The organism is Extibacter muris, from assembly GCF_004345005.1.
GTDB lineage: Bacteria > Bacillota > Clostridia > Lachnospirales > Lachnospiraceae > Extibacter > Extibacter muris.
The window spans coordinates 107,685-133,947 of record NZ_SMMX01000004.1 but is presented as its reverse complement, the minus strand read 5'-3'; the positions used below and the strand labels follow the sequence as shown (position 1 = coordinate 133,947).

The 26,263-nt window shown below is 40.9% G+C and carries 25 protein-coding genes and 3 pseudogenes; 18 read left to right on the top strand and 10 right to left on the bottom strand.

What is annotated here, in order from left to right; genetic code table 11:
• The first annotated feature begins 22 nt into the window (after positions 1-22).
• From E1963_RS06175 to E1963_RS23055, 8 genes and pseudogenes are all read left to right on the top strand, one after another.
• On the top strand, positions 23-361 hold the full coding sequence (locus E1963_RS06175; protein WP_132276337.1) for a nuclear transport factor 2 family protein: 339 nt from the start codon (positions 23-25) through the stop codon (positions 359-361).
• Complete coding sequence (locus E1963_RS06170) at positions 246-1,487, top strand: PAS domain-containing protein (RefSeq protein ID WP_167482126.1); 1,242 nt, start codon at positions 246-248, stop codon at positions 1,485-1,487. The genes E1963_RS06175 and E1963_RS06170 overlap by 116 nt, the downstream gene beginning before the upstream one ends.
• A gap of 13 nt (positions 1,488-1,500) precedes the next feature.
• A pseudogene (locus E1963_RS20510) lies at positions 1,501-2,112 on the top strand (EAL domain-containing protein); the annotation flags it as partial.
• Positions 2,085-2,693: a sensor domain-containing diguanylate cyclase gene (locus tag E1963_RS20505; RefSeq protein WP_243117604.1), complete on the top strand. Its 609-nt coding sequence runs from the start codon at positions 2,085-2,087 to the stop codon at positions 2,691-2,693. The pseudogene E1963_RS20510 and the gene E1963_RS20505, both read left to right, overlap by 28 nt.
• A gap of 256 nt (positions 2,694-2,949) precedes the next feature.
• Positions 2,950-4,815 (top strand): TIGR03960 family B12-binding radical SAM protein, encoded by a 1,866-nt coding sequence (locus E1963_RS06160; RefSeq protein ID WP_132276333.1) that lies wholly within the window; start codon positions 2,950-2,952, stop codon positions 4,813-4,815.
• A gap of 19 nt (positions 4,816-4,834) precedes the next feature.
• Entirely contained in the window at positions 4,835-5,506 is a 672-nt protein-coding gene (locus tag E1963_RS06155; RefSeq protein ID WP_243117620.1) for a TIGR03936 family radical SAM-associated protein, read from the top strand.
• Positions 5,507-5,572: 66 nt separating this feature from the next.
• Positions 5,573-5,734 carry a hypothetical protein gene (locus tag E1963_RS19615; RefSeq protein ID WP_167482125.1) on the top strand — a complete coding sequence of 54 codons (162 nt, stop codon included), beginning with the start codon at positions 5,573-5,575 and terminating at the stop codon, positions 5,732-5,734.
• Positions 5,686-5,928 (top strand): RsiV family protein, encoded by a 243-nt coding sequence (locus E1963_RS23055; RefSeq protein WP_132276653.1) that lies wholly within the window; start codon positions 5,686-5,688, stop codon positions 5,926-5,928. The genes E1963_RS19615 and E1963_RS23055 overlap by 49 nt, the downstream gene beginning before the upstream one ends.
• On the opposite strand, the gene E1963_RS06145 is transcribed toward E1963_RS23055, so the two are convergent.
• Positions 5,861-6,721, bottom strand: coding sequence for an AraC family transcriptional regulator (locus tag E1963_RS06145; RefSeq protein ID WP_132276329.1), 861 nt, complete (start codon positions 6,719-6,721; stop codon positions 5,861-5,863). The two genes, E1963_RS23055 and E1963_RS06145, sit on opposite strands and share 68 nt — an antisense overlap.
• A 230-nt stretch (positions 6,722-6,951) precedes the next feature.
• On the opposite strand from E1963_RS06145, the gene E1963_RS06140 reads away from it, so the two are divergent.
• The 5 genes from E1963_RS06140 (at position 6,952) to E1963_RS06125 (ending at position 13,574) form a co-directional block, all read left to right on the top strand.
• Positions 6,952-9,990 (top strand): glycoside hydrolase family 2 TIM barrel-domain containing protein, encoded by a 3,039-nt coding sequence (locus E1963_RS06140; protein WP_132276327.1) that lies wholly within the window; start codon positions 6,952-6,954, stop codon positions 9,988-9,990.
• Positions 9,991-10,146: 156 nt separating this feature from the next.
• On the top strand, positions 10,147-11,508 hold the full coding sequence (locus tag E1963_RS06135) for an MFS transporter (RefSeq protein WP_132276325.1): 1,362 nt from the start codon (positions 10,147-10,149) through the stop codon (positions 11,506-11,508).
• Between the two features lie 90 nt (positions 11,509-11,598).
• Positions 11,599-11,766 (top strand): hypothetical protein, encoded by a 168-nt coding sequence (locus E1963_RS19610; protein ID WP_167482124.1) that lies wholly within the window; start codon positions 11,599-11,601, stop codon positions 11,764-11,766.
• 449 nt (positions 11,767-12,215) lie between these two features.
• On the top strand, positions 12,216-13,007 hold the full coding sequence (locus tag E1963_RS06130; RefSeq protein ID WP_132276323.1) for a helix-turn-helix transcriptional regulator: 792 nt from the start codon (positions 12,216-12,218) through the stop codon (positions 13,005-13,007).
• Positions 13,008-13,244: 237 nt separating this feature from the next.
• On the top strand, positions 13,245-13,574 hold the full coding sequence (locus E1963_RS06125; RefSeq protein WP_132276321.1) for a hypothetical protein: 330 nt from the start codon (positions 13,245-13,247) through the stop codon (positions 13,572-13,574).
• A gap of 42 nt (positions 13,575-13,616) precedes the next feature.
• Here E1963_RS06125 and E1963_RS06120 read toward each other — a convergent pair.
• Together E1963_RS06120 and E1963_RS23050 are read right to left on the bottom strand one after the other, a co-directional pair.
• Positions 13,617-14,303 (bottom strand): annotated as a pseudogene (locus tag E1963_RS06120) (ABC transporter ATP-binding protein); the annotation flags it as partial.
• A 734-nt stretch (positions 14,304-15,037) separates the two neighbouring features.
• On the bottom strand, positions 15,038-15,313 hold the full coding sequence (locus tag E1963_RS23050; RefSeq protein ID WP_262200191.1) for a phage integrase N-terminal SAM-like domain-containing protein: 276 nt from the start codon (positions 15,311-15,313) through the stop codon (positions 15,038-15,040).
• Positions 15,314-15,591: 278 nt separating this feature from the next.
• Between E1963_RS23050 and E1963_RS22555 the strand changes: the two genes are divergently transcribed.
• From E1963_RS22555 to E1963_RS06100, 3 genes and pseudogenes are all read left to right on the top strand, one after another.
• The gene (locus E1963_RS22555) at positions 15,592-15,774 is read left to right on the top strand and encodes a hypothetical protein (RefSeq protein ID WP_132276651.1); all 183 of its coding nucleotides are present in this window, start codon (positions 15,592-15,594) and stop codon (positions 15,772-15,774) included.
• Between the two features lie 50 nt (positions 15,775-15,824).
• Positions 15,825-16,082: a sugar ABC transporter permease gene (locus E1963_RS06105; RefSeq protein WP_132276319.1), complete on the top strand. Its 258-nt coding sequence runs from the start codon at positions 15,825-15,827 to the stop codon at positions 16,080-16,082.
• A 369-nt stretch (positions 16,083-16,451) separates the two neighbouring features.
• Positions 16,452-17,645: pseudogene (locus tag E1963_RS06100) on the top strand (replication initiation factor domain-containing protein).
• Between the two features lie 30 nt (positions 17,646-17,675).
• Here the strand turns inward: E1963_RS06100 and E1963_RS06095 are convergent.
• The 7 genes from E1963_RS06095 to E1963_RS06065 all read right to left on the bottom strand — a co-directional run bounded on the left by E1963_RS06095 (position 17,676) and on the right by E1963_RS06065 (position 24,337).
• A complete protein-coding gene (locus E1963_RS06095; RefSeq protein WP_132276317.1) occupies positions 17,676-18,179 on the bottom strand; it encodes a VanZ family protein in 504 nt (167 codons plus the stop codon).
• A gap of 112 nt (positions 18,180-18,291) precedes the next feature.
• The gene (locus E1963_RS06090; protein ID WP_479686847.1) at positions 18,292-18,450 is read right to left on the bottom strand and encodes a helix-turn-helix domain-containing protein; all 159 of its coding nucleotides are present in this window, start codon (positions 18,448-18,450) and stop codon (positions 18,292-18,294) included.
• An 83-nt stretch (positions 18,451-18,533) separates the two neighbouring features.
• The gene (locus tag E1963_RS06085; protein WP_243117603.1) at positions 18,534-18,905 is read right to left on the bottom strand and encodes an RNA polymerase sigma factor; all 372 of its coding nucleotides are present in this window, start codon (positions 18,903-18,905) and stop codon (positions 18,534-18,536) included.
• Positions 18,906-18,966: 61 nt separating this feature from the next.
• On the bottom strand, positions 18,967-19,191 hold the full coding sequence (locus tag E1963_RS06080) for a hypothetical protein (protein ID WP_132276313.1): 225 nt from the start codon (positions 19,189-19,191) through the stop codon (positions 18,967-18,969).
• A 17-nt stretch (positions 19,192-19,208) separates the two neighbouring features.
• Positions 19,209-22,421, bottom strand: a complete 3,213-nt coding sequence (locus E1963_RS06075; RefSeq protein WP_132276311.1) for a leucine-rich repeat protein — start codon at positions 22,419-22,421, stop codon at positions 19,209-19,211.
• Positions 22,422-22,771: 350 nt separating this feature from the next.
• Positions 22,772-23,377 carry a recombinase family protein gene (locus E1963_RS06070; RefSeq protein WP_132276309.1) on the bottom strand — a complete coding sequence of 202 codons (606 nt, stop codon included), beginning with the start codon at positions 23,375-23,377 and terminating at the stop codon, positions 22,772-22,774.
• 339 nt (positions 23,378-23,716) lie between these two features.
• Positions 23,717-24,337 (bottom strand): helix-turn-helix domain-containing protein, encoded by a 621-nt coding sequence (locus E1963_RS06065; protein WP_479686846.1) that lies wholly within the window; start codon positions 24,335-24,337, stop codon positions 23,717-23,719.
• A gap of 525 nt (positions 24,338-24,862) precedes the next feature.
• Between E1963_RS06065 and E1963_RS06060 the strand changes: the two genes are divergently transcribed.
• Positions 24,863-26,005 carry an XRE family transcriptional regulator gene (locus E1963_RS06060; RefSeq protein WP_132276305.1) on the top strand — a complete coding sequence of 381 codons (1,143 nt, stop codon included), beginning with the start codon at positions 24,863-24,865 and terminating at the stop codon, positions 26,003-26,005.
• The gene (locus E1963_RS06055) at positions 25,998-26,204 is read left to right on the top strand and encodes an excisionase (protein WP_002341493.1); all 207 of its coding nucleotides are present in this window, start codon (positions 25,998-26,000) and stop codon (positions 26,202-26,204) included. Before E1963_RS06060 ends, E1963_RS06055 begins: the two co-directional genes overlap by 8 nt.
• Positions 26,205-26,263 lie beyond the last annotated feature (59 nt).

Below are 26,263 nucleotides of genomic sequence, written 5' to 3'. Positions count from 1 at the left end.
ACTGCATTGCAAAGGAGATAAAATGGATTATATCAAAACAGCAAAAGATTCAGCCCGGGCATTTTGCCAGGCCTGGTTTGAACAGCGCGATCTACAGGCTGCCGTAGCATTCCTTCATGACGATATCAATTTTGTCGGTACCGGCGAAGGGGAATGTGCAAGCGGTAAAGCTGAGATGATGACGTATATCCGCAATGATATTGCGGAACTTTCACAGCCTTTTACCTGCATCCTGGAGAACATCAATGAGCATCTGCAACCTGCATTTTGCCGAACCCAGTATCCATCAGAGCGGAAGCGAACACTATCCGCAGACGCTGGTAGTGGAGAACCTGGCCAGACAGAGACAGGATCTTTTTGACGCGTCTGTCCCAGGCGGCATGATAGGGTGCTATATCACGCCCGGCTTACCGTTTTATTTTATCAACCGGCAGATGCTGAACCACCTCGGCTATGGCACGGAACAGGAATTTGTATCCGACATCGGGGGTATGATCATAAACTGCATCCACCCCGGAGACCATAGGCTCATAAATAATGCGAATGAATTGCTTCAAACGATGGAATCCTATGCCACCGAGTACCGGTTGAAGAAGAAGAACGGCACCTACATATGGCTTCACGGAGCGGTCCGGAAAGTGATCACGGAAGACGGACGTCCCGCCGTGTACTCCGTCTGTTTCGACATAACAGAACAGAAAAAGCTGAGGAACGAGCTGCTCCACCTTTATAATAATATTCCGGGAGCTGTATTCCGCTGCCGGTTCGATGCCGATTTTTCGGTGATTGACGCCAACGACGGACTCTTTGACTTTCTTGGATACACAAGAGAAGAATTTGCGTCGATGGGCAATAAGATGTCAGCCGTCATATACCCAGATGATCTCGCCGTCATGACAGACAAGATCAGGAACCAGCTTAAGTCCGGCAATACGATACACAATGAGCACCGGTTAATCTGCAAGGACGGCTCGATCAAGTGGATATCCATCAAAGCACAGCTGTTCCAGGAATCTGGAGACGAACAATTCTTCTGCGTATTTGTAGATATGACGGAAGAGAAGCTGATGCAGGCGCGTAACGAGGAGCTTTACAGGCAGGAAATGTCCAACTTTGCCATGCTTTCCTCCAGGGAAGGCAGTATTCAGGGAAGGATCAATATCTCGCAGGACCGCGTGGAAAATTATCTGTCTACGACAAAGGCCGCACTATGCCACGTGGGGGATACATACGATCAGATCATCTTCAATCTCGCAGATTCTGCTGTAGATCCCGCTATAAGTGAAAAGATTTCCCGCACCATGGCACGGGACAAGGTATGCAGAACTGGAAACGCATGGGAATACAGACGTTACCGGTATCCGTCATTGTGTCCCGGACAGACTTTTACCATGAAAATCTTCCGGAGACCTTATCCGGACTTATCCGGGAATATGGGCTGGAGCCGGAAGAACTGCATCTTGAGATCACGGAGCAGCATATACTAAGGATTCCAGACAGCATCTTACAGTGATCGAACGTCTGAAGGAGGAAGGATTCATCGTTGAAATGGATGATTTTGGAAGCGGATATTCTTCGCTGAACATGCTTTCCGAGCTGCCCATCGATGTAATTTTGAGTCAGGCGGAGCACAATGTGCGCAAGCAGAAAGTCATGGAGTTTGCCATCAACCTGGCCGGCGCCTTACAGATCCAAGTGATTGCAGAAGGGGTAGAGACTGAGGAACAAGCGCTGTTTTTAAAGAAGATGGGATGCCGCCACGCACAAGGGTATCTGTACGGCCCCGGGAGAACTGGCGGCTTCGTACGCTCTGACAAGAAGAAGATACGAAAAACATTCGCCATGTTTCTTATCCTTTTGCTGCTGACGATTCTTATCTTAGCAATTGTGGGAAGAGCAGAAAAAAAGAGAAATATTCTGCAGTCAGAATATGTGATGATCAGTGAGATAAGCAAGATTCAATATGCGATCGATTCCCGTCTGTTAAATGCTGAAATCTTAGAAATGCTAATCGTCAATAACCATGGTACAGTCACAGACTTTGAAATGATTGCAGAACGGCTATATGAAGATGATTCCGCAGTTTGCAGCTGGCACCAGATGGCATCGTAACCTACGTCTACCCGTTAGAGGGCAATGAGAAGGCGTTTGGCAATATCTTTGAAAGCCCGGAGAGAAGAGCGGAAGCGGAATATGCCAGAGATACCGGCAAGATGACTTTGGCAGGCCCATATGAGCTGTCTCAGGAAGGCATGGGGCCGGGGCCAGGAATCGTAGATGAGATATCTGTGCCGAATGGCACCTGGTTCTTTAGCATGCAGCCCAAAACGGGTTGGATCTCATGGGAAAATACGATTCTGGAGCTCATGATTGCCATAGTGATCGATACGCTGCTCATTCTGTTGACATATGGAGGAATTACAATCCTGCAACAGAAAAGAAGGATGAAAGAATTGGCAAATACAGACTCGCTTACCGGCTTATACAATGTCCGGTATTTCATGTCAACGATAAAGCGGATCATTGAACGCCAGCATCCGTTTGGCGTCCTTTATCTGGATCTGGATAAATTCAAAGAGGTGAATGACCGGTATAGACATGATATCGGCGATAAGCTTTTGATTGAGGTGTCCTCACGCATAAGGAGCTGCCTTAGAAAAGAGGATCTGTTATTCCGGATTGGTGAGACGTGAAAATCTGAACAGATTTAGCCTTCGTGTTTTCTTTATTTAGAATATAGATTCTATGTGGCAATTATAAAATTGAGCTGTTTGACATATCCATGCACTCATATTAGAATGAAATATAATGTGTTATGATACGGCCGGCACCTTATTTGTAAGCGAAAGAAGAGCAGAGCAGCAAGAAAAACAGATAGCTGATAAGTAACAACCAGATTAAATGATTAGAAAAATTTATATAATATTACTGAGCCCAGAAAGGAAATTCATGAGAAAACTTGCGTTACATGATGAAATATTACTAAAAATAGAGAAGCCCGCCCGTTACATAGGCAATGAAGTCAACTCCGTCATGAAGGACAAGTCTAAGATAGATATACGCTTTGCGATGTGTTTCCCGGACGTATATGAAATCGGCATGTCACATCTTGGCATTCAAATATTATATGATATGTTCAACCGGAGGGAAGATGTCTGGTGCGAGCGTGTGTATTCTCCTTGGACGGACTTGGACGGCATTATGAGAAGTGAAGGGATTCCGCTGTTTGCATTGGAGTCCCAGGATAATATCAAGGATTTTGACTTCCTTGGGATAACGATACAGTATGAGATGTGCTATACGAATATCCTGCAGATTCTTGAGCTGAGCAAGATGGCGCTCAGAGCGGAGGACAGGGGCGAAGATACACCGATTGTCATTGGCGGCGGACCCTGTACTTACAATCCGGAGCCCCTGGCACCGTTTTTCGATCTGTTCTACATGGGGGAGGGAGAGACGGTATATGACGAACTTTTAGATGTATACAAGCAAAATAAAAAAAGAGGCGGGACAAAAAAGGAATTTCTTGAGGCTGCTGCTGAGATTGAAGGGATATATGTGCCTTCCTTTTATGATGTCGGCTATAAAGAGGACGGAACGATCGCTTCATTTGTGCCAAATAACGTACATGCCAAGGAGAAGATTAAGAAACAGGCCGCCATGGATGTGACGGCCATCCCGTATCCCGAAGCACCGGTCGTACCATTTATCAAGGCCACGCAGGACCGGGTCGTCCTGGAGATACAGCGCGGGTGCATCCGGGGATGCCGGTTCTGCCAGGCAGGCATGCTTTACCGTCCTACGAGGGAACGGGACGTGGAGGTACTTAAGGAATATGCTTATAAGATGCTCAAGAGTACCGGACACGAAGAGATTTCCTTGAGCTCTCTGAGTTCCAGCGATTACAGCTGCCTTCAGGAGCTGGTGACATTTCTCATTGATGAATTCAAGGGGAAGGGGATCAACATCTCCCTGCCGTCGCTTCGTATCGATGCATTCTCTCTGGATGTGATGAGCAAAGTGCAGGACATACGGAAAAGCAGCCTTACGTTTGCCCCGGAGGCGGGATCACAGAGGATGCGTAATGTAATCAACAAGGGGCTGACGGAGGAGGATATCATAAACGGGGCCGGACAGGCCTTTGAAGGCGGCTGGAGCAAGGTAAAGCTTTATTTCATGCTCGGACTTCCCACGGAGACGGAAGAAGACATGAGAGAGATAGCAGTGCTGGCGGATAAGGTGGCTAGAAGATATTATGAGATACCAAAAGAGGAGCGCATTGGGAAATGCCAGATTACGGCCAGTTCTTCTTTCTTTATTCCGAAACCGTTCACACCGTTCCAGTGGGCAAAGATGTATACAAACGAGGAATACATTTCGAGGGCGGCGACAGTTAAGCATGCGTTCCATGAGCAGTTGAACCGCAAGAGCCTCCGCTATCACTGGCACGATGCGGAAGTGACCGTACTGGAAGGCGTGTTTGCCAGAGGCGACCGCCGGACTGCTGCTGTCATCGAGGAGGCATACCGGCTTGGCTGCCTGTACGACTCGTGGAGCGAGCATTTTGACTATGAAAAATGGATGCAGGCATTTGAAAATACTTGTGTAGACATTGCATTTTATAATCAGAGGGAGCGTTCCATGGAAGAAGTGTTCCCGTGGGACTTTATCGATATCGGCGTTACAAAAGACTTTCTTATGCGGGAATGGAGGCGTGCCATGGCTGGGGAAGTGACCCCGAACTGCCGCCAGAGCTGTTCAGGCTGCGGTGCGGCAAGATGGGGAGGAGGTGTCTGCGTTGAAGGCAAGAATTAAATTCCGTAAAACTGGAGTGATGAAGTTTATCGGCCATCTGGATGTGATGCGATATTTCCAGAAAGCGATGCGGCGCGCCGAAATCCCGATAGCTTTTACATCGGGCTACAGCCCGCATATGATCATGTCGTTTGCACAGCCTCTCGGTATCGGAATCACAAGCGATGCAGAGTATCTCGATATCGAACTGTCGGAGCCTGTCGCGGCTGCCGATGCCATTAGGCAGCTTAATTCGGTAATGGTAGAAGGTATAGAAGTCGTTGGCTTCGTAAGGATAGCAGATGACAAGAAAAGCAGCGGCATGACCATCGTCGCGGCTGCCGGATATGAAGTGACATTTCCGAAAACGTTCCGGACATCGGACGATATTATACAGATACCTGAACCATGGAAAGTGCGGGCAGACTCTTTTATGGAGCAGGAACAGATAGTCGTGTGGAAGAAGACGAAACGCAGCGAGAAAGAAGTAGATATAAAACCGATGATTTACGATTTCACAGTAAATAAAAGCAGCATATATCTTCTGCTCGCCACCGGCAGCGAGCAGAACCTTAAGCCGGACCTGGTGATGGAAACTTATGTAAGTTATTTGGGATTGGATATAGAAAAGATACCCGTACATTACCACAGGCTGGAGGTATACGCCAGAAAAGACGGAGAGCTGGTACCACTTGAGGCGTTGGAAATTTGAAAGGGGTCACACCGGAATGTAACGCCAGTAAGGCATATCAGAATTTGGCAAAGGAGTTGATTGCTTATGAAGGCTGATGCAGGTAAGAGAAAAATATTTGACGCGGTGGATCTGCTGACTGAGGATACTTCGGCGCAGACCACAGAGGTTAAGGTAGAGTTGAGGAAGCATCTTTCTACATTAATGCAGGTGGAAAGCTTGTTATCGTATTTAACCAGGGTGATGTAGCTCCAATGTCTGAAGGCATGGTTGAATTTACTGTAAGTGATGCAGCAATTGCGGATATTTTAATAGAAAAAAGTTCAAACAATAATGATGCCCCATTAACCCACTCGTTAATGGGGCTGTTTGTATTTACGTTTCTATCTTCTTCCTATACTCCGAAGGTGAGAATCCCTTTGTCTTATGAAACAGTCTGCTGAAATACAATGGATTATCATATCCAACGATTCTTGATATTTCAGATACGGAATACTGTGTAGTTTCAAGTAGGAGCTGTGCGTTGGCAATTCTTGTGGAAACAATATACTGCATAGGAGTAGTGCCAGTGTATTTCTTAAAACTTCTGATAAACCAACTGATGCTCATGCCACGTGACTGGGCATATTCCTCGATATTAATCTTGTTGCTGTAATTTTCACTAAAGTATTGCCCAGCCATATCCATTTCGTTATCCAGATATACATCAGAAAGTTTTCGCTCTTTTTGAAGTTCTCTGTGTATTGAGATTAAAAGGTGGTGCATAAGGATGGTGAGTAGTTCTTCGTAATCATCCTGGCAATGCTGCAATTCTGAAATCATTCTTTTATAGATTCTTTCATATTCTAATGAAGTGCCTACAAAGAAAGTACGCATATCATCCTTGATTCCATATTTCCTCAAAATGTTTTTAACATCACTTCCCGTGAAATGAACCCAGTAAACTTCGGTTTTGTCCTCACCGTAGTATTCATATTTTTGCAATTCTCTCGGACGGAAGAGTACCATGTTTCCGGCGGTGACGATGGTATCATTTTCTTCATTATCAAAATGAAAATGAACCTGCCCTGCGCCTATATAGATAAGCTGATAATCTACACGGCCACGGGGACGATAGGTAGGAAGTTTTGGTCTTGTAAGCAGACGATAGGTTCCGCAACTGCCGACAATTAAGGGTCTGCTCTTGTCCTTAAAGTCAATGGCGGAATTGTTCATATAACCAGAATTTAAATACATATAGGCACCTCCGATAGGGATTTTACTTAATCGTTTTCGTAAAAATCATGCTTTTTATGATATTGTACCATTTTGTGCATATTATGTCTATTATAGTTTATGGACAAAAATTGCAGAAAACACTAGAATTAAGCTAACAAAAAGGGAAGAACGAAAATAAACAGAAAAAATAAAGGTGTGTGTGGTACACACTTATAAAACCATATTGTTAATGTAAGGAGGAGGTTACAATGATCGTACCACGTTATTATGAGGATTTGAGTGTTTTACATGAGAATACGATGCCGGTGAGAGCGTATTACATTCCAGCATCAAAAAGAATGGATAATCTTGTAGAGCACCGTGAAGAGTCAGACCGTATCCAGTTCTTAAATGGAACATGGAAGTTTAAGTATTTTGACAGCATCTATGATGTAAAGGAAGAGTTTTACAAGGCGGGATTTGATGTATCAGGTTATGCAGATATGAAGGTTCCTGGTGTATGGCAGAACGAGGGTTATGACTGCCATCAGTACACAAATATCAAATATCCATTTCCATTTGATCCGCCATATGTTCCACAGGATATTCCTTGTGGCGCATATGTATATGACTTCGAGTATAAGAAGGATAAGAAGGCAGGTAAAGCTTTCCTTAATTTTGAAGGAGTAGACAGTTGCTTTTATGTATGGGTGAACGGTTTCTATGTTGGATATAGCCAGGTACCACATGCTACAAGTGAGTTCGATATCACAGAGGTTATCAATGATGGAATGAACACAATCGCAGTTTTAGTAATGAAGTGGTGCGATGGTTCTTACTTAGAAGACCAGGATAAGTTCCGTATGAGCGGAATTTTCAGAGATGTATATATCTTAAAGAGACCAGAAGCAGGCATCCGTGATTACAGAATAACAACTAATGTATCAAAGGAAGCTGCAAAAGTTAAGCTTTCTGTAGAGTTTGCAAATCCAGTAGAAACAAAGATTACACTTGAAGATAAGAACGGAGCAGTTGTTGCTGCAGACTCTATTTTAGAGAATGGAAATATTGAACTTGAGGTTGCATGCCCGGTTCTCTGGAACACAGAAAATCCTTCTCTATATACATTAGTCCTTGAGACTGAGAATGAAACAATCGTTGAATATGTAGGATTTAGAACAATTGAGATTATCGATAAGGTCATCTACTTCAACGGACAGAAGATTAAGTTCAGAGGCGTAAACAGACATGATTCAGATCCTGTAACAGGATTTGCAATCAGCTTGGAACAGCTTATGACTGACCTTGCCATGATGAAGCAGCATAATTTCAACTCCATCAGAAGCAGTCATTATCCAAATGCTCCATACTTCTACCAGCTTTGTGATAAGTACGGATTTATGGTAATTGATGAAGCGGATATCGAAGCCCACGGACCATTCATGCTTTATAGAAAAGAAGATACAGACTACAACAGATTTAAGAGATGGAATGAAAAACTGGCAGATGATCCTGCATGGGAGACATCCATTCTTGACAGAGTACAGCTGATGGTAGGAAGAGATAAGAACAGACCTTCCATCGTGATGTGGTCAATGGGAAATGAAAGTGCTTATGGCTGCAACTTTGAAAAGGCTCTTAAGTGGACAAAGGAATTTGATCCATCAAGAATCATCCAGTACGAGAGTGCAAGATACAGAAATTACGATGTGACATACAATTATGACCATCTTGATTTATACAGCAGAATGTATCCTTCATTTGATGAAATTAGAGAATATCTTGAAAAGGATGCAAGCAAGCCATTCTTACTTGTAGAGTACTGCCACAGTATGGGAAATGGCCCTGGAGACTTTGAGGATTACTTCAAGCTGATTCAGGAAAATGACCTTATGTGCGGCGGGTTTGTCTGGGAGTGGTGTGACCACGCAATCGATAAAGGCCTGGCAGAGAATGATAAGAAGATGTACTACTACGGGGGAGATCACGGCGAGACAGTACATGATGGAAACTTCTGTATGGACGGTCTTGTATATCCTGACAGAAAGCCTCACACAGGACTCTTGGAATATAAGAATGTGTACAGACCTGCAAGAGTGGTTTCATACGACGAGACAAGCGGAAAGCTGATTCTTCATAACTACATGGACTTCGATGATTTAAAAGACTTCGTTAATGCCCAGTATGAGGTAACATGCGATGGACTTACCGTAGATTCAGGAAAGCTTGCAGTACCTTCTATCGCTCCACATAGTGATGGAGAGATGGAACTTAAGATAAAGGTTCCCAATAAGGGTAAGGTATTCCTTAAGATTACTTACACACTTAAGAAAGAGATGGGACTGATTCCTGCAGGACATGTGCTTGGATTTGATGAAGTTAAGATTGCAAATGAAGATGCAAGAAATCAGAACGCAGTAAAGTGGCTGGAAAAAGAAGCAGCACAGTCTGATATGGAAGTATCAGAGACAGATACTCAGGTAATCGTAAAAGGTAAGTCATTTACTTATATCTACAGCAAGAAGAACGGAATGTTTGAGTCTTTGGTATTTGCCGGAAGAGAATATATCGACAGACCGATGGAACTGAATATCTGGAGAGCACCTACAGATAATGATATGTATGCAAAGCTTGAATGGAAGAAGGCAAAATATGATGAAGCCTATGTAAGAGCATACGAAACCGATGTTGAGCAGTCTAAAGAAGGCGTAGAGATTACGGTTAAGACTTCTATGTCAGCGGCTACCGTACAGAAGATTTTAGATGCAGCTATTACATGGAAAATCGATTGTGACGGAGCAATTACGTCATCTATCCAGGTTGTAAAGGATGATGAGTTCCCAGATCTACCAAGATTCGGACTGAGACTTTTCTTAAATAAGAAGCTTGAAAATGTTTCCTACTTTGGAATGGGACCTCACGAAAGCTACAGAGATAAGCACCAGTCTACAAGCCACGGATTATACAGAGCCAAGGTAAGTGATATGCATGAGGACTACATCATGCCACAGGAAAACAGCAGTCACTTTGATTGTGATTATGTAGAGATTGCAAATGGCCAGTTTGGTATTGCGGCAGCATCAGAGAGGACGTTCTCATTCAATGCATCTGTTTACACACAGGAAGAGCTTGAGAGAGCAGCACATAATTATGAACTTGAAGAGTCTGAAAGCACAGTGCTTTGCCTTGATTATACATTAAACGGAATCGGCTCTAACAGTTGTGGTCCTGTAGTAATGGATCAGTACAGATTCGATGATGTAGCATTTGGATTTAACATAAAGCTAGTACCTTTTGTAAAGGGTTAAAAACGAATAACTGCAGGGCGGATATGGAATCAGTAACTCCCGGGGAAAATGAAATATCCGCCGGCTGCATTATTATATGAGCAAAGAAAATTTCTTCATTACTGTTAGGGGTAACGGTTTTGAATACAAAAATGTACAGAGAAGGAGTGATCTTTTATGGAGGAAAAAAGATACTTAAAGTGGTATAACAAAGTCGGATACGGCTCTGGTGATATCGCAGGAAATGTTGTTTATGCGCTTTTATCAGCGTTTGTAATGATTTATTTAACAGATACTGTAGGACTCAATTCCGGTATCGTAGGAACACTGATTATGGTGTCCAAGATTTTCGATGGAATCAGTGATGTGTTCTTTGGAGCAATGATTGATAAAACAAAGACAAAGCTTGGTAAAGCAAGACCATGGATGTTATATGGTTATTTTGGATGTGCCATATGCTTAGTTGCAATCTTCTGTATCCCGGTTGATATGGGACAGAAAGCACAGTATGCATGGTTCTTTATCGCATATACTATATTAAATGCAGGTTTCTATACAGCTAACAACATTGCATATTCAGCACTTACAGCACTTATTACAAAGAATAACTCAGAGCGAGTTCAGATGGGTTCTATCAGATTCATGTTTGCGTTCGGTACAAGCATGTTAATCCAGGCAGTAACTGTTGGTTTTGTAGCAAAGCTTGGTGGCGGCGCTGCAGCTTGGAGAATGGTAGCAATCATTTATGCAATCATAGGTGTTATCTCTAATACACTTTCTGTTTTATCAGTAAAAGAACTTTCTGACGAGGAACTGGCAGAAGGAAAGACAGAGGAAGAAAAGGAAGAGAAGTACAATCTTATTGATGCTTTCAAGATTCTTGTTCACAATAAGTACTTCCTTATGATTTGCGGAACATACCTTTTAATGCAGCTTTATTCAGCAACACTTGGAATGGGTATCTACTTTATGAAGTATGTGCTTGGAGATGAGGGATTATTCGGAACCTTCTCATGGGCAGTAAATATTCCTATCATTGTAGGACTTTTGGTAACACCACTCCTGGTTGCAAAGTTCAGAGGTATGTACAAGCTTAATATCATAGGTTATATTATAGGTACAGCGGGACGCCTTGGTGTAGTGGCTGCTGGATATATGGGAAATATCCCACTTATGCTTGCATTTACAGCCATCGCAGCTCTGGGTATGAGTCCACTTCAGGGTGATATGAATGCACTTATTGCTACAACATCAGAGTACACAAGACTTACAACTGGAAAGAAAGTTGACGGTACAATGTATTCATGTACATCTTTTGGTACAAAGGTTGGTGGCGGTATCGGTACTGCTATCGCAGGATGTATGCTTGCAGCAAGCGGTTATATCAAGAATGCACCAGTTCAGCCAGAGTCATGTGTGAACATGCTTCATGTAATGTACTTATGGCTCCCAATGATCTTTAACTTATTAATCACATTTGTCCTTATCAAGTTAAATGTTGAGAAGGCAAACAAAGAACTTCAGAAAGAAGCAGAATAATGTCTATGTAAGAGGGGCATTGTCTTATAGGTAACCCCTTTAAGGCAACGCTTCTTTCTTAATCAAAGAAGCTGATAGGAGGTCTAAGCTTTGGAAACAAGAAGATTAAAGACTGTAGCGGCATCCGGCAATTCATCTTATAAGTATCTTCAGAATGTGTATTCTAATGCAGATGTTCAGCACCAGAATGTAACACTTGCACTTGCAATCAGAAGAAGATGGATAAGGTATTTGGCCAGGGCGCATGCAGTGTATTAAAGATAAGAAAGTATGGCGGAATGAAGGTTTTATAATAGGAGGTTTTGAGAAATGGGAGGCATTTTAGTATCAGGCGGAGCTTGATATATCGGTTCACATACAGTATATGGATTAATTATTCAGTTTTCACAAATTGTCCTTTTAGATTCTGCCTGATGCTTATGCACGGTATACATGCTCAAACATTGGTGCGTAGAAATCTAAAAGTACGTCAACATAATTCTTAATCTTGCTCATTTTGTTCATCACCTTTCTTTATCTTACATGGTCATTATAGGGCGAAAAGATATATAAATCTTGCCAAAAGGCATTAAAAAGTAGACAAAAATTGCAAACAAGTAAAATGCAGTATTATTTTGTGCATGATGCATATCATTAAGTTTATTGGAAAGTGGGAGAGAGCAGGATAAAATATTATTGAAGCGATTAATGGGATAGGAGTGGTTATTTTGCATTTAGAATATAAGGAAACAAAGCGCCTGGTAAAGATATCAGAGAGAATATCGAAGCATGTAGAGCCACACCTTCACAGTGCCTTAGAAATCGTATATGTTACGGAAGGTACGCTGGAACTTGGGATGGGAACGGATCTTTTTCATATGGAGACAGGGGATATAGGATTTATCTTCCCAGATGTTATACATCATTACCAAGTATTAGGAAGCGGTACAAGCAAGGCGTATTATATACGGATCCAGCCTTCGACGGTTGGCGCTTTTTTTGATAAGCTTCAGAAATACGCACCGAAATGTCCTGTAGTTACAAAAGATAAAATATGTGCCGATTTGGTGAATGCTATCACAGCAGTCGCACATACAAGCGAGTCCGAGGAAATGGTTGTGGAAGCGTATGTGCAAATCATTCTGGCAAAATGCCTACCGGAATTATCACTTGTGGAGAAACAGAACGTGGGAAGTACAGACTTGGTATATCAGGTGGTTTCATATATATCTGCTCATTTTAGAGAAGAGATGTCATTAGAAAAGATGGCATCTGATCTTGGTGTAAGTAAATATGTATTATCGAGAACATTCTCTGGAACATTCCACAGGAACTTCAGCCAGTATCTGAATGATACCAGAATGAACTATGCGGTTCACTGCCTTGAAACAACGAATGACAATATCCTCGATATCAGCATGGAGAGTGGATTTGACAGTCAGAGAACCTTCAACAGAGCGTTTAAGGACAGGTATCATATGACTCCAAGCGAATACAGGAAGAACTGCAAAGGGTTGTGATAGCAGATAAATTGATAAAAAATATGCTTTATATCGTGAGGGGTCACTGATATTGTAGACGCATTAACATAGGTGACAAAATCAGTATCATATAGTAACCGAATGCATCGAAGCTTTCTTGGAGTAGTTATTATTCTGATTGGAATTGATGCGTTTTCGGAATCGAAGGAAGTGATATTGAAAGTGTAATTTGTTTCTCTGATTATAGCAAACTGAGCTACAAAAGGGAAGTATGATATGGTCCAAGATATCCCCACCGGAGAGGGGCCGTTTTCCTTACTCGCTGTCACAGTTGGCCTGGTAATAGTAGCCATGTCCGCGCTTCTCGTCGTCAAAGGTAAACTAGCAAATTTCATTATACATATGGTTAAGGATATAGGTCTGGTAGTCATAGGCAAAGTTTTTGCAGATTTCCGCCCGGCGTGGTGCGTCGGCCCTATTCTCCGTCCAGTCATTTCGGCAAAGCTCGGTCTTTTCATATTCCTCCAATTCATCCGTGTAATAGTATTTGGTAAATCCCTACGTGGTCTGGTAATTCGCCAGGTGGAAAAGCAAGGCTTTTTATAACTTTTTTGGAGTTAAAGTTTTAGTTCTGCTATGACAACAAAATTAAAGTTGCCAACCAGCGGATTCAAGCTTCAGAGTTAAAAATTTCTTATAAATACCTTGTTGCGAAATCAAGGTATCATGTGTGCCTTGCTGAACAATTTTTCCCTGATCAATAACGATAATCTGGTCTGCATTTTTCACCGTACTTAAACGATGTGCAATCGAAATTAGTGTCTTATCCTTTGTAAGTTCTGTGATTGCAGATAAGAGTGCCTGCTCGTTCTCCGGGTCAACGCTGGAAGTCGCCTCGTCCAGAATGATGATCGGAGCATCTTTAAGGATTGCTCTGGCAATGGAAATACGTTGTTTTTCAACCCCGGAAAGTGTAGAGCCCCCCTCGCCGATGATTGTATTGTACCCATCTGGCAATGCTGCAATAAAATCGTCGCAGCAAACGCGTTTTGCAGCCTTCACTTCTTCCTCATGGGTAGCATCGGGCTTGCCAAATTTGATGTTGTTTTCTATAGAATCATGGAAAAGGTACACATTCTGAAAGACCATGCTGATATGTTCCAAAACACTGTCCGCAGTATAGTTTCTGACATCCTTTCCACCGATCCGCACAGCCCTATCCTGCACATCCCAAAACCGGGCAATCAAATTACACAAGGTTGTTTTCCCGCTGCCAGATGGCCCGATAACAGCGCAGGTAGTATGCTCTGGAATATTTAAAGAGATCTCATGGATTGTCCCGGCATATAGAAGTTTAAAAACAGTGTGTGCCATGCAGTAGCAACTTTGCAGACAAGTAAGTTCCTCACGGTGGACGAAGATTACTTTCTCACCCTGACTGATATAGGTCGAGAAGTATCTGTAGAAATTTACAGGAAACATTGTTTCTTTACCAGACAGCCTATCGCCACAGGCGTTGACTGTTAAACAGCGTAGGCCGAAGCGTGCCAGATTGAACATACTACCAGCAATGAAATCTTTTATAAGCAAAAAAACTATAAGCAATGTGGATAAGGCAAGATAACACAGCCTGCTACTTGCCGGGATAGGCCAATCTGCCTTGTGCGGATTGGCCTATTTCTATGTTAAGGAGTTTTTTATATGTACGGTTCTTAAATGTCATCGTACTGGACTTATATACTCAAAAAATATTTTCAAAAACTTTCCGGTTTGCACCCCTGAGATGTGTTCTGGTTATGTGAGGAGGCGAAAAAACACCAATCAGCTCAAATCTGCAAAAAGGAGGGATGTCGTATGAACGCACCCTCTGATTATGAAAAACGAATCGTTGCCATGGTGAATCAGAACTTTTTATGAACAAGGAAGCTCAGAGCCATGAATTATGACGAAGTCGGCCCGGATAGCCGGATATACCGGCAAATTGATGAAGATATAACTTGACATTGTTTGCAAAATATAATGGAGAAAAGAAGTTTTCAGAAATTTGCAGAGATATAGAATTAACACCCTCATAAAATTATGTTATGTTTAAACAGCTGGGGTATAGCGAGAAGTACAAAAGTGAAAATGTTGAATTGCATATAAGAAATACTAGATATCCGAAAATGATAGGTATTTTTTCTAGACAAAAAAATCCTGACATCCTGACAGGTAAGCGCTTCAGGATTCTTACCCTGATATTTCAGAAAGTAAGAAACGTAGTTTTTATAGCAGTTGATGGAACGTTCTTTGAGGTTACGGATTTTTCCTGCTTCCTCAAGCAGTTCTAAATATTTTTCGTACATAATAAAATCCTCCATGTAAAATCAGTAGTTATCACACAACACTGCTTTACACGGAGGTGCATTTGGGTCATAAAACCGCTTGCCAATCAAGCGGAAGGGTGGTATTCTTTTCATAGGCAGTGGAAAGGTCGATCCTGTTTGATTGTTTCGTTGTGGTGACTTAACAATACTACTTTTAGGACTTGCTTTCCACTGTTTTTTTGTTATAGAAAACAGAAAATCGCTATGCCACAGCCTTGGCAGACCATCGCGCAGCGATTTTGTTCAATCCCAGTTTAATGAACATACTATCTTACGACATAAAACTACCAATCATGTTTGTTTTTATGGAATTAACGCTCCTAACAAATGCAAAGGAGTATTATAATAAGGGTGCAAAGAAGGATGCTATGATATTTGCGGGTGTAGCAATTTTTGTTTATGTAGTTACGGCATATAATTTAATTAGCAGATTATTGTAAATTTCTGTTTTTTAAAGGAAGTTGCAAATTGGAAGTTGCGGAGGTGTCATATGGAAAAAGAAGTAGTTGGAACTGTAATCGAGACTAAAAAGCAATGGTGGTTGAAAATCAACAAAAAAACCGCAAGAACACATGCTCTTGATGGTGCGGCATTTCCTTATATCATAAAAGTCAAATATACAGTAGATGGAAATGATTATGTTAAAAGGAAATGGCTAGGAATAGGTTATTCTGTTCCTGATGTTGGTAGCTCTTTAACAGTTGCTTATTGTGTTGAAAAGCCAAACAAGGCAAAAATTCTTTTGTAGATAACTCCTAGTTTATGCGGAAGATACGCTCAAAATCGCCAAACCGACGGAGTGATCCGCCAGCGGTGGCGGTCGTAAGACATATCGCCACGCAAGCTTGCTGGCGAGGGGGCGGTTCACTTCGGCGGTTCGGCGAGCGTAGCGAGCCTTATAAGCCCCCGTTATCTAACAAGGGGGGCACAAGAAACAAAAAACAATGGACGATAGTAAGCGGAAAACGCTGTAAATACAGGGTAAAACCGCATTTTTAAGGGTGTGAGATAACATACAGCAATCTTACATGGCAAAACAGAATATTTTAAGCATAGGACAGTTGATTTTAGATTGACTGTCCTTTTTTCATGCAATGAAACAGAAAGGAAGGATAACATGAACAATAATGATTTTATACAAGAACTAAAGGAAAAGCGTGAGGAATACGGCATTTCACAATCAAGATTTGCCGTTGCCTGCGGTATCAGCCGAGAGCATTATAATCGTATTGAGAACGGTAAAACACCACTTACAGAAGAATTGAAGCAGCAAATCACAAAACAGCTAGAGCGTTTCAATCCAGATGAACCGCTGTTCCTGCTGATTGATTACTTCCGTGTCCGCTTCCCTACCACGGACGCACTGACCGTTATAAAAGACGTTCTACATATCAAGCTCAAACATATGCTCCATGCGGACTACGGGCAATACGGCTATGAGGAGCAGTATTTTACAGGTAATATCGTACTGCTGGTATCTTCTAATCCTGTATTGGGCGTACTTCTGGAACTGAAAGGAAAAGGCTGTCGGCAAATGGAAGCCTATCTGACCGCAGAGGGGCGAAGCTGGTTTGATTTTATGCTGGACTGTCTAAGTGCTGGAGGCGTGATGAAACGTCTTGACCTTGCAATCAATGACCGTGCAGGCATTTTAGATATTCCCATGTTGGTCGAAAAATAGAAGCGTGGCGAAGCAATCTCATACTTCCGAGGGCAAAAGCATTATGACGGTACGCAAAAGAACGGGGACGACGTGCCAGAGGGTACAGGCAATACGCTGTATATAGGCTCAACAAAGAGTGAGGTATATTTCTGCATTTACGAAAAGGCAAAGGAACAGTACGCAAAATTTGGGGTGGATATAGAAGATATGGAAGTCAAGAACCGCTTTGAGATACGGCTAAAGAACGAGAGAGCCTATCGTGCTGTTGTTGACCTGCTGACCTACTATGACGCTGAACGGACAGCCTTTTCTATCATCAACCATTATCTCCGCTTTGTAAACGCTGAGGAAGATAAACCAAAAAGTGAATGGAAGCTCAATGAGGAATGGGCGTGGTTTATAGGGGAACACAGGGAAGCACTCAAGCTGACGACACAGCCAGAACCCTTTACCCTAGAACGAGCCTTACGCTGGCTACACAGACAAGTAGCACCGACGCTGAAAATGGTACAGGAGCTTGATAAACAGAACCACACGACGATATTAAAAGATATGTTGGAGCATACGGAACTTAGCGAGAAGCATAAGTATTTGCTGGAACTGGAAAAAACGGATATAAAGGACAGAATAGACACTGCCATGCAATGAACTTGACAGTGTCTTTTTTATGTAAGTCTATTAAAGGTTTGCCAGAAGCAGAGAGAGAATAAAAAGGCTCAATAGAACTGCACAAACTAATCCAATGATATTGATATATTTTTTCCAGTTATTCTTAAAAATCTTTGAAATGACAAAAGCAATCCCAATTCCGATTATGCCGCCTAATGTGTTTGCAATAAGGTCTGTAATATCCGTTGCACCGATAGCGAAAATAAACTGAATGACCTCAAAACCCAGACTTGTTAAGAAAATAGGAATGATTTGGGAAAGGAACGATTTTTCCTGCCATAGAGTATATGTGAAAACACCAAACGGCACAAAAGCTAACGCATTTTGGATAATTTCACTGAAATCTATCTGACCGTTTACGATAACAGACTCGCTAAAAGGAATTAGATTGATATTTCTGATATGGTCTAAATCAGCGAAAGAAAACTGAAATTTTAACAGAAATTTTATATAAGATTTTGAATTATCCCTATAAACACTATATTTATAAGCAGTTTCAAAATTGAAAAACATTCATTTTACCACGAATTTACCACGATTGAAGAGCCTTGATATGACAATATAAGCCACAAGGGAGATAGCACATGAAATGAAACTGTGTATCTCCTTTTTTCATAACACTTGACTACTTCTCTCTGATTTCAAACCTTAAAATGGCTTTCATCATTTCTGTATGAATTTGACCTTTTAATTCTTCATCAACCTGCATATTTACAGTACCATTTGCATGATAGCATGGACGCAAGCATACTTTAGAGATATAAGTGTTGTAAAAGTCTAAAATTCATCTGACTGCCTTTTCATCTCCATTAGACGCTCTGCAAATAAGGTCGTAAGAGGGATAACCATAATCTTTTTTCATTTTTCCTATTCCCTTTCATTCAATAACTTCTGTAATTTTCTTAGTCCTCTATCCCGTCTGCTATTGATAGCTGAACGTGATACATGATACAATTTTGAGATTTCTCTGTCGTTCATGCCTTGAAAGAAACGCAACAAGATAGCATTACGCTGTTTCTCTGTTAATTCTTTCAATGCTGTACTTAATTCTTCATCAGCTACATAAATTACAAAATGCATAACTTGAAACGATACAAAATCGCAAGAATATTCATCATTCATACCATGTTCAATTTGTTTCATTTCAGGTAATTCATACAAACGGAATATTTCATAGCGAAAATATTTGTTTATAACTTCTGAAAATGCAGAAAAGAGGTATATAAAAAGCCCGTACAAAACATATAGTCTGTACGAGCTAATTAAAGTGATATTTGATTGTATATCTTTTCCTGCAAGCCTAATTGTATCTGCTATTCCTGCGGTATTTCATCATAAGAGACTGATAGACAGCTCCGTTGTCACGAAAAACATAGTCACAAAATTCTTGAAGCTGTTCTTTGGAATAGAGGTCAAACGGAAGTTCAAATAGTTTCTTTTCTACTGTATTCTTGATGTAGGGTAAATCTGAAATATAAGCACACTCCGTTTCAATCTTCATGTCCTCAAAAATATCTCTGTCCATAAAATTCCCCGCAGTCTTTATCTGCTTTTGCGTGATTTCCTTACTGTGAATACGCCAGCCAGCAGACCAAGAGATACGAACATGAGCGCAAGCCATGTTGTCATATTCGTGCTGTCACCAGTTTTAGGGCTGTTAGACGTTGTCTGTTTATCTGTGCTTGCTGGTTTCCTATCCGTATCCGTTGCAGACGGTTTCTTGTTATCATCTATTGTTGGCTTTTGTGTGTCTTTTGCCTTGACAGTAACGGTAATCGTTTTTGTGCTTGAAGCACCCTTGCTGTCTGTTACTTTGTATGTAACTTCATAAACGCTAGCCTTGCTTGTATCTACGTTATTTTCTAAGACTTCGATTACTTTTGTAAGGTCGCCATCTTCTTTATCAGAAGCAGTAACACCCTCTAATGGATTGAATGTATCACCGACTGTCAATGTCTTATTACTGGCATTGATAGTTGGAATTGCGTTTAATTCTTCCATAGGAATCGGGCATACTATACTTTCCCCATTAACAACCTCATAATGATTGGTATCATCTGGTGTAAATGTCCATTTATATGCTTTTCCTAATTCTACTGTTTGATTTCCATCTTCCCATGTGAATGTTCCTGCAACGGTTTCTCCAATCTTATTTTTCATTGTTCCGCTCAGTTGAACTTCCGATAAGGATTTTCCGCTTTCAATGACATCAAATACAGGATTTCCTGTCGGTTTACCCTTAACAATACTATAACGGCGTGATACATAGCTATAAGTCTTTGTATCTTTGTTGTAACCATTTATCACAAATGAATATACTCCTAATTCTTTAGGTGCAATTTTTTCTAAAGCCTCTTTTGTTAGTTGGTTATTTGTAACTTGTTCTAAGTGTGAACCGGCAAACTTTGTATCTTCAGCTACTGCATGGAAATGAACCGTGAATTTTGTAATCGTGTTACTTGTATTCTTTCCTTTTGTATATAAAGTTGTCAAGTCTTTTGTGGTAGGTACTACTCCTTGTCCTGTATATTCATAAACCTGTTCTTCAAAGATTTTTAATGGTTCACTTTCCCCTTCAAGATACATATCTACTTCGTTCATTCCTTCTTCATAACAAGTAACAAATAATGTGATTGTATCTCCTTGTTGCCAATTTGTCCCTATTGTAGTGAAACGATAGTTTGGATTCTTTAGTTTCATTTCTACACGAATACTATGAGGATTTCCATTTTCATCAACAGTTGGATGAGTTGGTAAAGTATCAGTAGTAATTTTGTTATTACTAACATCATTTACATAGGTATATTCCACATCGCCGTTTGCTCCCATACTAGGGTTAAGCGTAATCTTTGGCTTAGAAATATCTGCTTCATAACCGGATTCTCCGTGTTTCTCTTTTACTGGATAGAATCCTAAAATATCACTGATTTTAGGCGCTGTTCCGTCTTCATTTAATGAATATACAATATATGGGCGACCGTCTTCTGTTTTATCTGGTGAGCCATAGATTATACTCATAGGAGTTACTTCTATATTGACCGTTAGGGTTCCAGTACTGCCATGGTCATCTGTGGCAGTGGCAGTGATGGTAGTTTTACCAACCTTATTTGCCTTTAGCTTTTTACCCTCAATAGAGACAATGGTTCTATCGCTGGATTCCCAGTTGGAAAGAGTGACATCAGCAATGGTCGGAAGCGCCTTAGTAGAGCCATACTCCATGGAAACATCATCCGTTTTCAATTCGATCCACTTGGCGTAGTAGGTTTCGCCTGTTGTTGGCATGGTAACTTTATCGCCCCAATCGTTGTTTGTGCCGTCTTTGGTGTACCAGCCCTTAAAGATGCTACCCGATTTAGAAGGGACGGCCAGCTTTCCTTGTTCAAATACTGTATCGTCAGCAAAAGTACCGCCATTGGTAACCGCAAGAGCAGTTTTAGTTGTATCAAAGCCATTTGATGTCGAATCTAAATTACCAGAATTCTGTAGCATTAATGCAATTAAAGATTTATTGCCCAAATAAATCACGCTGTTCGACGACATCCCTTTAAATATCTGATTATTGGCATTTATTCCTTGAGGAATATTCTTTACTGACGACGGGATGTAGGCAGCTACCAGTGAAGAAGCTCCGTAAAACGCTTTAGAACCGAATGTAGTGAGTTGATTGGGCAGTATCACTTTTTCTAAACTTGAACATCCTTCAAATGCTGAGTTCTCAATTTGAATAACAGAATCAGGAATAAAAAGAGAAGACAGTTTCGAACAGTTTTTAAATGTATCTTTGTTTATTTTAATAAAGTTTGAATTATCAGGAAGCGCAATCTTTGTAAGGTCGTTGCAGTTCATAAAAGCCTGAGCTCCTATCGTTGTAATCGTATTTGGCAACTGTATTTCTTTTAACGACTTACACTCCTGAAATGCTGAAGTCCCGATTTCAGTAATAGCTCCCTTGAAAACTACCTCCTCAATACTTGTTTTGCCAAAGGCATAGGTGGGAATCGAAGTAACCCTACTCGGAACAGAAAGACTTCCTGACAAAGAACTATTATAAAAAGCTTGTTCTTCAATAGTTTCTAAATTTTCAGGAAGATTAATTGAAGTAATAGCAGAGCCATAAAAAGAATCCTTACCTATCCTAAGAAGTGAAGAAGGCAAACTTACTAGTTTCAGATTTTTATAGTTTTTGAAAAACTTCGCTCCTACAGAGGTAACTCCATTTTCAATTACAACTTTTTCAATTTGGTTAGAATAGGCATCCCACTCTGGTGCACCACTTTTGATATTATCGGGATATCCAGTATACGCATCTCCCATAGGACCAGAACCAGAAATAATAAGAGTATACATGTTTTCACTTGAAGTAGATGAGTCAAGTCTCCACGTCACAGTATTCGTATATCCATTTATAGAATATGGTCCACAATTTCCGCTCATAGTATCACTAGACTGTGGTGTAATCTCTGCTTCTGGTTCAGTTTCCGCAATACTACGGTTCATTATTACAGAACCGCTCTCTGTTTTTGTAATCACATCATCTTCGCCCGTTGTGTCTGTATTTTTTGTATCGTCCGTTGTTGCACCAGTCGTATCATCTGTTGTATCAGTGTCATCTGTCATATTTGATGTATAGTCAGTTACATTTTCCTGTACTATGACATCATCATTTTCCTGTGCCCAAACAAGATTAGACTGTACACCAAAGCCCATACATAAGACAAGCACGCAGGCAAGTATGCGTTTTAATTTTTGCTTCATCTTGTTTCTCTCCTTTTTGATTTTTCATATTTATGGAAGTTTTAAACCAGATAGGACAAATCCTGTACTTCCATGAGCTGTTGTTTCTCTGGCTTGCACTTCCGATTTCTCATTATGAGAAATTCTTGTTTTGCCGTTATCTCGCTCTCAACCTCCCCTCATTGTTGATGATGATATTCACATCAGGATAAAAGGATAGAATGGTAGAAATATAAACGGCACAAAAATCAGACTTTTTGTGCCGTGTGTGCTATCATTTAGTGTAGGATAATTTTGGATAAAAACAGCGGTTTTAAACTTAAATCAATACAAAAAACCAAAGTTTAGAAGTGGTGTAGAAAGTCTACTTTTTATGCCTTTTGTTGTTGATAACGGGCTATCCACCTCGCAAATGTTGTGTGATGGGTATTTAGTCGTCGTCCACCCTCACGCATACTGATTTCCCCAGTTTCCCACAGTTGATAAATTTCTTCAAATTGTTCTGGAAAATCATTCTTTGGTCGGCCAAATTGTACGCCTTTTTCTTTTGCGATACGTATTCCTTCCGCTTGTCTTTGTTTTGTGTTTTCTCTTTCAATCTGGGCAACGTAGGAAAGTATCTGCAATACCAAATCTGCTATAAATTTTCCTGTAACGCCATTCACTTGATTTCTGGTATCAAGCAGAGGGAAATCCAACACAATCAGTTCAATGTCTTTTACTCTTGTTAGATAACGCCATTGTTCTAGTATTTCATCATAATCACGCCCCAGACGGTCTATGGACTTAATATAAAGCTCGTCGCCTGCTTTCAGCTTTCTTATCAACCTTTGATAATTCTTGCGTACAAAATCCTTTCCTGATTGTTTATCAATATACATCTGTTTCTTTGTCAGACCAACTTCCTGCATGGCTTCCACCTGCCTTGCGATATTCTGGTCTTTGCTTGAAACTCGGATATATGCGTATTTCGCCATAATAGATTCCTCCTTTGTCTATTATCCACAAAGGAGATTATAATCAAGGTATTAGGATAAGAGATGAATGAAAGGCAAAGGTCAGCGTGCATTTTTAAGTCTGCACTGTTATAAATCTACCTTACAATCTTCCGGTTACTATCCTTATGTAGCACAAGCTCAAACTGCGATACCTGCATTGCCTTCGTCTGATTTACCATAAATCACATTTTATCCCTTTCTTTCTCTTGATTAACCAGCACAGAAAAGAAAAAGCCCTGTCAAGAGCCACCATTGGTGGTGCTTTGCACTCTTGATCGGGCTTTTTGTTTGCTGTATCTTCTCGCAAGAGGAAAAAGGTTACTCGTCCTCATCATTAAAATAATTATTCCTTAATACTTCCTGTAAAAGTTCCACATCTTCCTTTGAATTTGGATTTATCCTTTTTACAGCATAGTAAGGTGTTTTATACTTGTGTCCCTCTGTGCTTTCCCCGAACATATCCATGCTGTATAAATCATCATAACGGTCTAAAATCTTCTGAAATTTCAAATGCTGGATAACTTCTTTGATTGGGTAAAGGTCGCTTGCCTTGATATTCTTGCCGTTGATATAATCAGTAATATATTTACGTAGCTGTTCTAATTCATATTCCAGCCATTCTTCTTCGCTGTCAAAAAAGTTATCATAATGTCCATGTTTCAGTTCTGCATTTAAACGTTCTTCCGCTCTTAGAAACTGGCAGACTTCCTTTTCTGCTTGATTGACATATTTCCATTCCCCCGATAACAATTCGTTCGGTGTTACGTCCAACACTTCCATTATCTTTTCCAGCGTATCATAAGCAGGATAATTCAACCCTCTTTCAATCTTGGAAAGGCTCTGCATATTGATACCGATTTTGTCCGCAAGCTCCTGTTGTTTCATTCCTCTGAATTTTCTTATGGTCTGTATATTATTTCCTAAATGGCTTATTTTCATCGCATAACCCTCCATATCTTGTTATATCTTCACTGTTATAAATCTATCACGCTTAATATAGTTTGTAAAGACAAAAAAAGATATTGACAAATAAGCATATAAGAATTACTATCTCCTTGTAATTGAATAAGCACAATAGAATGAAATATAAGAATGTTCAAAAAGTAAAACCTATCTGATTAAACCCGTAGATATGAATATTGATTGAAATGGTACTTGTTAGAAAAGAGAAAAACAGACTTAGCTAACAAAGCATTGTAGGACTGCTGGCGTGCGTAAGCAACAACGCCATGACGGCTCTGCCGTCAAAGGACGGAAATGCTTTGTCGGCTGGCGAGCCTGCGAGCCTTGTCTGTGCCCCCGTTCTCTAACAGGGGGGCACTATTACACAAAAGACAAGTCAAAAACCATACAACCCCAAAGCTGTAAGGAGTAATGAGAAGTTTTAAGAAGATGGTGCATATCACACCTTTTGAAAGTTGGTTTACAGGTATTTCAAGGCTATTGTGGGATTGGAGGAAAACAATGAACAACTTAGAATTTGCACTTGAAATGAAGAGCAAGCGTCTTGCCAGCGGTCTTTCACAAGGAGAGCTGGCAGGTCTTACCCATGTATCAAGATATAGTATCAACCGCTTTGAGAACGGAAAAGCCAACGCCAGCAAGGAAACACAGAACATTATCCTGCGTTGTCTGAATTACTATATCTGTGATAAGCCTTTTTATCTGCTCGTTGATTATCTGTCTGTCCGTTTCCCAACGACCGACGCATTGGAAGTTATCCGAAAGGTGCTTGGCATGAAAACAGATTATTTTATCCATTATGACTATGGGTATTATGGCTATAAGGAGCATTACGCCTACGGGGAAATCAAGGTCATGGCTTCTGATGAGGAACACATGGGCGTATTCTTGGAATTAAAAGGAGCAGGCTCACGCAACATGGAATATGTCTTGCAGGCACAGGACAGGGATTGGTATTCATTCTTAAACCGCTGTCTTGACTGTGGTGGTGTTATCCGTCGATTTGATTTAGCAATCAACGATATGTGCGGTCTGCTGGATATTCCCGTCTTGTCTGAAAAATACAGAAATGGCGGTGCGGATTGTCGCTGTAAAAACTATGAAAATGTGCAGGGCGGTAAACTAAGCGGAAGAAACCGCAATTTAGCAAGCACACTCTATATCGGCTCAAAGACAAGCACAAAATATTTCTGCCTGTATGAAAAACAAAAGGAACAGGCAACGAAAAAGAAACATACGGATATTATCAACCGTTTTGAAATCCGTCTGCGTGACACAAAAGCGGTACAGGCAGTCGAGGAACTGTTACTAACGTATAACCCTCATGGACTGGTGTTTTACCTCATTACTGATTTTGTGGACTTTCCCGACTATCCATTGTGGGAGATATTCGTTTCCCATGACAGTTTATCTTTTGAAATGAACCCCGTACCCGTCAACATGGAACGCACTCTGCAATGGCTGGAAAGACAGGTCATGCCGTCAATCGTGATGATAGAGGAAATCGACAGGCTGACAGGCTCAAACTATATGAAAATGATTGACGAAGCCACCCACCTTTCCGAAAAACAGGAAATGCTTGTGGAACAGATATGTACGGATATAGCAGACGTAATCGAAAATGAGGGGGTGTTTTATGAGTAATGCACAGGATATTCCCGTATGGGAAAAATACACCCTTACCATTGAAGAAGCGTCAAAGTATTTCCGCATTGGAGAAAACAAGTTAAGGCGATTGGCAGAGGAAAACAAGGACGCTGGCTGGCTCATTATGAATGGCAACCGCATACAGATTAAACGCCGACAGTTTGAACAGGTCATTGATAAATTGGACGCAATCTAATGCAAATGAGCCTTGTATGTGTTATGATGAACACAAGTCATATCAAGGCTCTTTCCAAC

Coding starts and splice junctions, on each gene's coding strand:
- E1963_RS23050 (WP_262200191.1), bottom strand. CDS start 15,313: ATGTACGAAAAATATTTAGAACTGCTTGAGGAAGCAGGAAAAATCCGT.
- E1963_RS06160 (WP_132276333.1), top strand. CDS start 2,950: ATGAGAAAACTTGCGTTACATGATGAAATATTACTAAAAATAGAGAAG.
- E1963_RS06075 (WP_132276311.1), bottom strand. CDS start 22,421: ATGAAGCAAAAATTAAAACGCATACTTGCCTGCGTGCTTGTCTTATGT.
- E1963_RS22555 (WP_132276651.1), top strand. CDS start 15,592: ATGAACATACTATCTTACGACATAAAACTACCAATCATGTTTGTTTTT.
- E1963_RS06140 (WP_132276327.1), top strand. CDS start 6,952: ATGATCGTACCACGTTATTATGAGGATTTGAGTGTTTTACATGAGAAT.
- E1963_RS06105 (WP_132276319.1), top strand. CDS start 15,825: ATGGAAAAAGAAGTAGTTGGAACTGTAATCGAGACTAAAAAGCAATGG.
- E1963_RS06125 (WP_132276321.1), top strand. CDS start 13,245: ATGGTCCAAGATATCCCCACCGGAGAGGGGCCGTTTTCCTTACTCGCT.
- E1963_RS06175 (WP_132276337.1), top strand. CDS start 23: ATGGATTATATCAAAACAGCAAAAGATTCAGCCCGGGCATTTTGCCAG.
- E1963_RS06145 (WP_132276329.1), bottom strand. CDS start 6,721: ATGTATTTAAATTCTGGTTATATGAACAATTCCGCCATTGACTTTAAG.
- E1963_RS06070 (WP_132276309.1), bottom strand. CDS start 23,377: ATGGCGAAATACGCATATATCCGAGTTTCAAGCAAAGACCAGAATATC.
- E1963_RS06170 (WP_167482126.1), top strand. CDS start 246: ATGAGCATCTGCAACCTGCATTTTGCCGAACCCAGTATCCATCAGAGC.
- E1963_RS06135 (WP_132276325.1), top strand. CDS start 10,147: ATGGAGGAAAAAAGATACTTAAAGTGGTATAACAAAGTCGGATACGGC.
- E1963_RS06095 (WP_132276317.1), bottom strand. CDS start 18,179: ATGTTTTTCAATTTTGAAACTGCTTATAAATATAGTGTTTATAGGGAT.
- E1963_RS06055 (WP_002341493.1), top strand. CDS start 25,998: ATGAGTAATGCACAGGATATTCCCGTATGGGAAAAATACACCCTTACC.
- E1963_RS06065 (WP_479686846.1), bottom strand. CDS start 24,337: ATGAAAATAAGCCATTTAGGAAATAATATACAGACCATAAGAAAATTC.
- E1963_RS06155 (WP_243117620.1), top strand. CDS start 4,835: ATGAAGTTTATCGGCCATCTGGATGTGATGCGATATTTCCAGAAAGCG.
- E1963_RS06060 (WP_132276305.1), top strand. CDS start 24,863: ATGAACAACTTAGAATTTGCACTTGAAATGAAGAGCAAGCGTCTTGCC.
- E1963_RS06080 (WP_132276313.1), bottom strand. CDS start 19,191: ATGGACAGAGATATTTTTGAGGACATGAAGATTGAAACGGAGTGTGCT.
- E1963_RS19615 (WP_167482125.1), top strand. CDS start 5,573: ATGAAGGCTGATGCAGGTAAGAGAAAAATATTTGACGCGGTGGATCTG.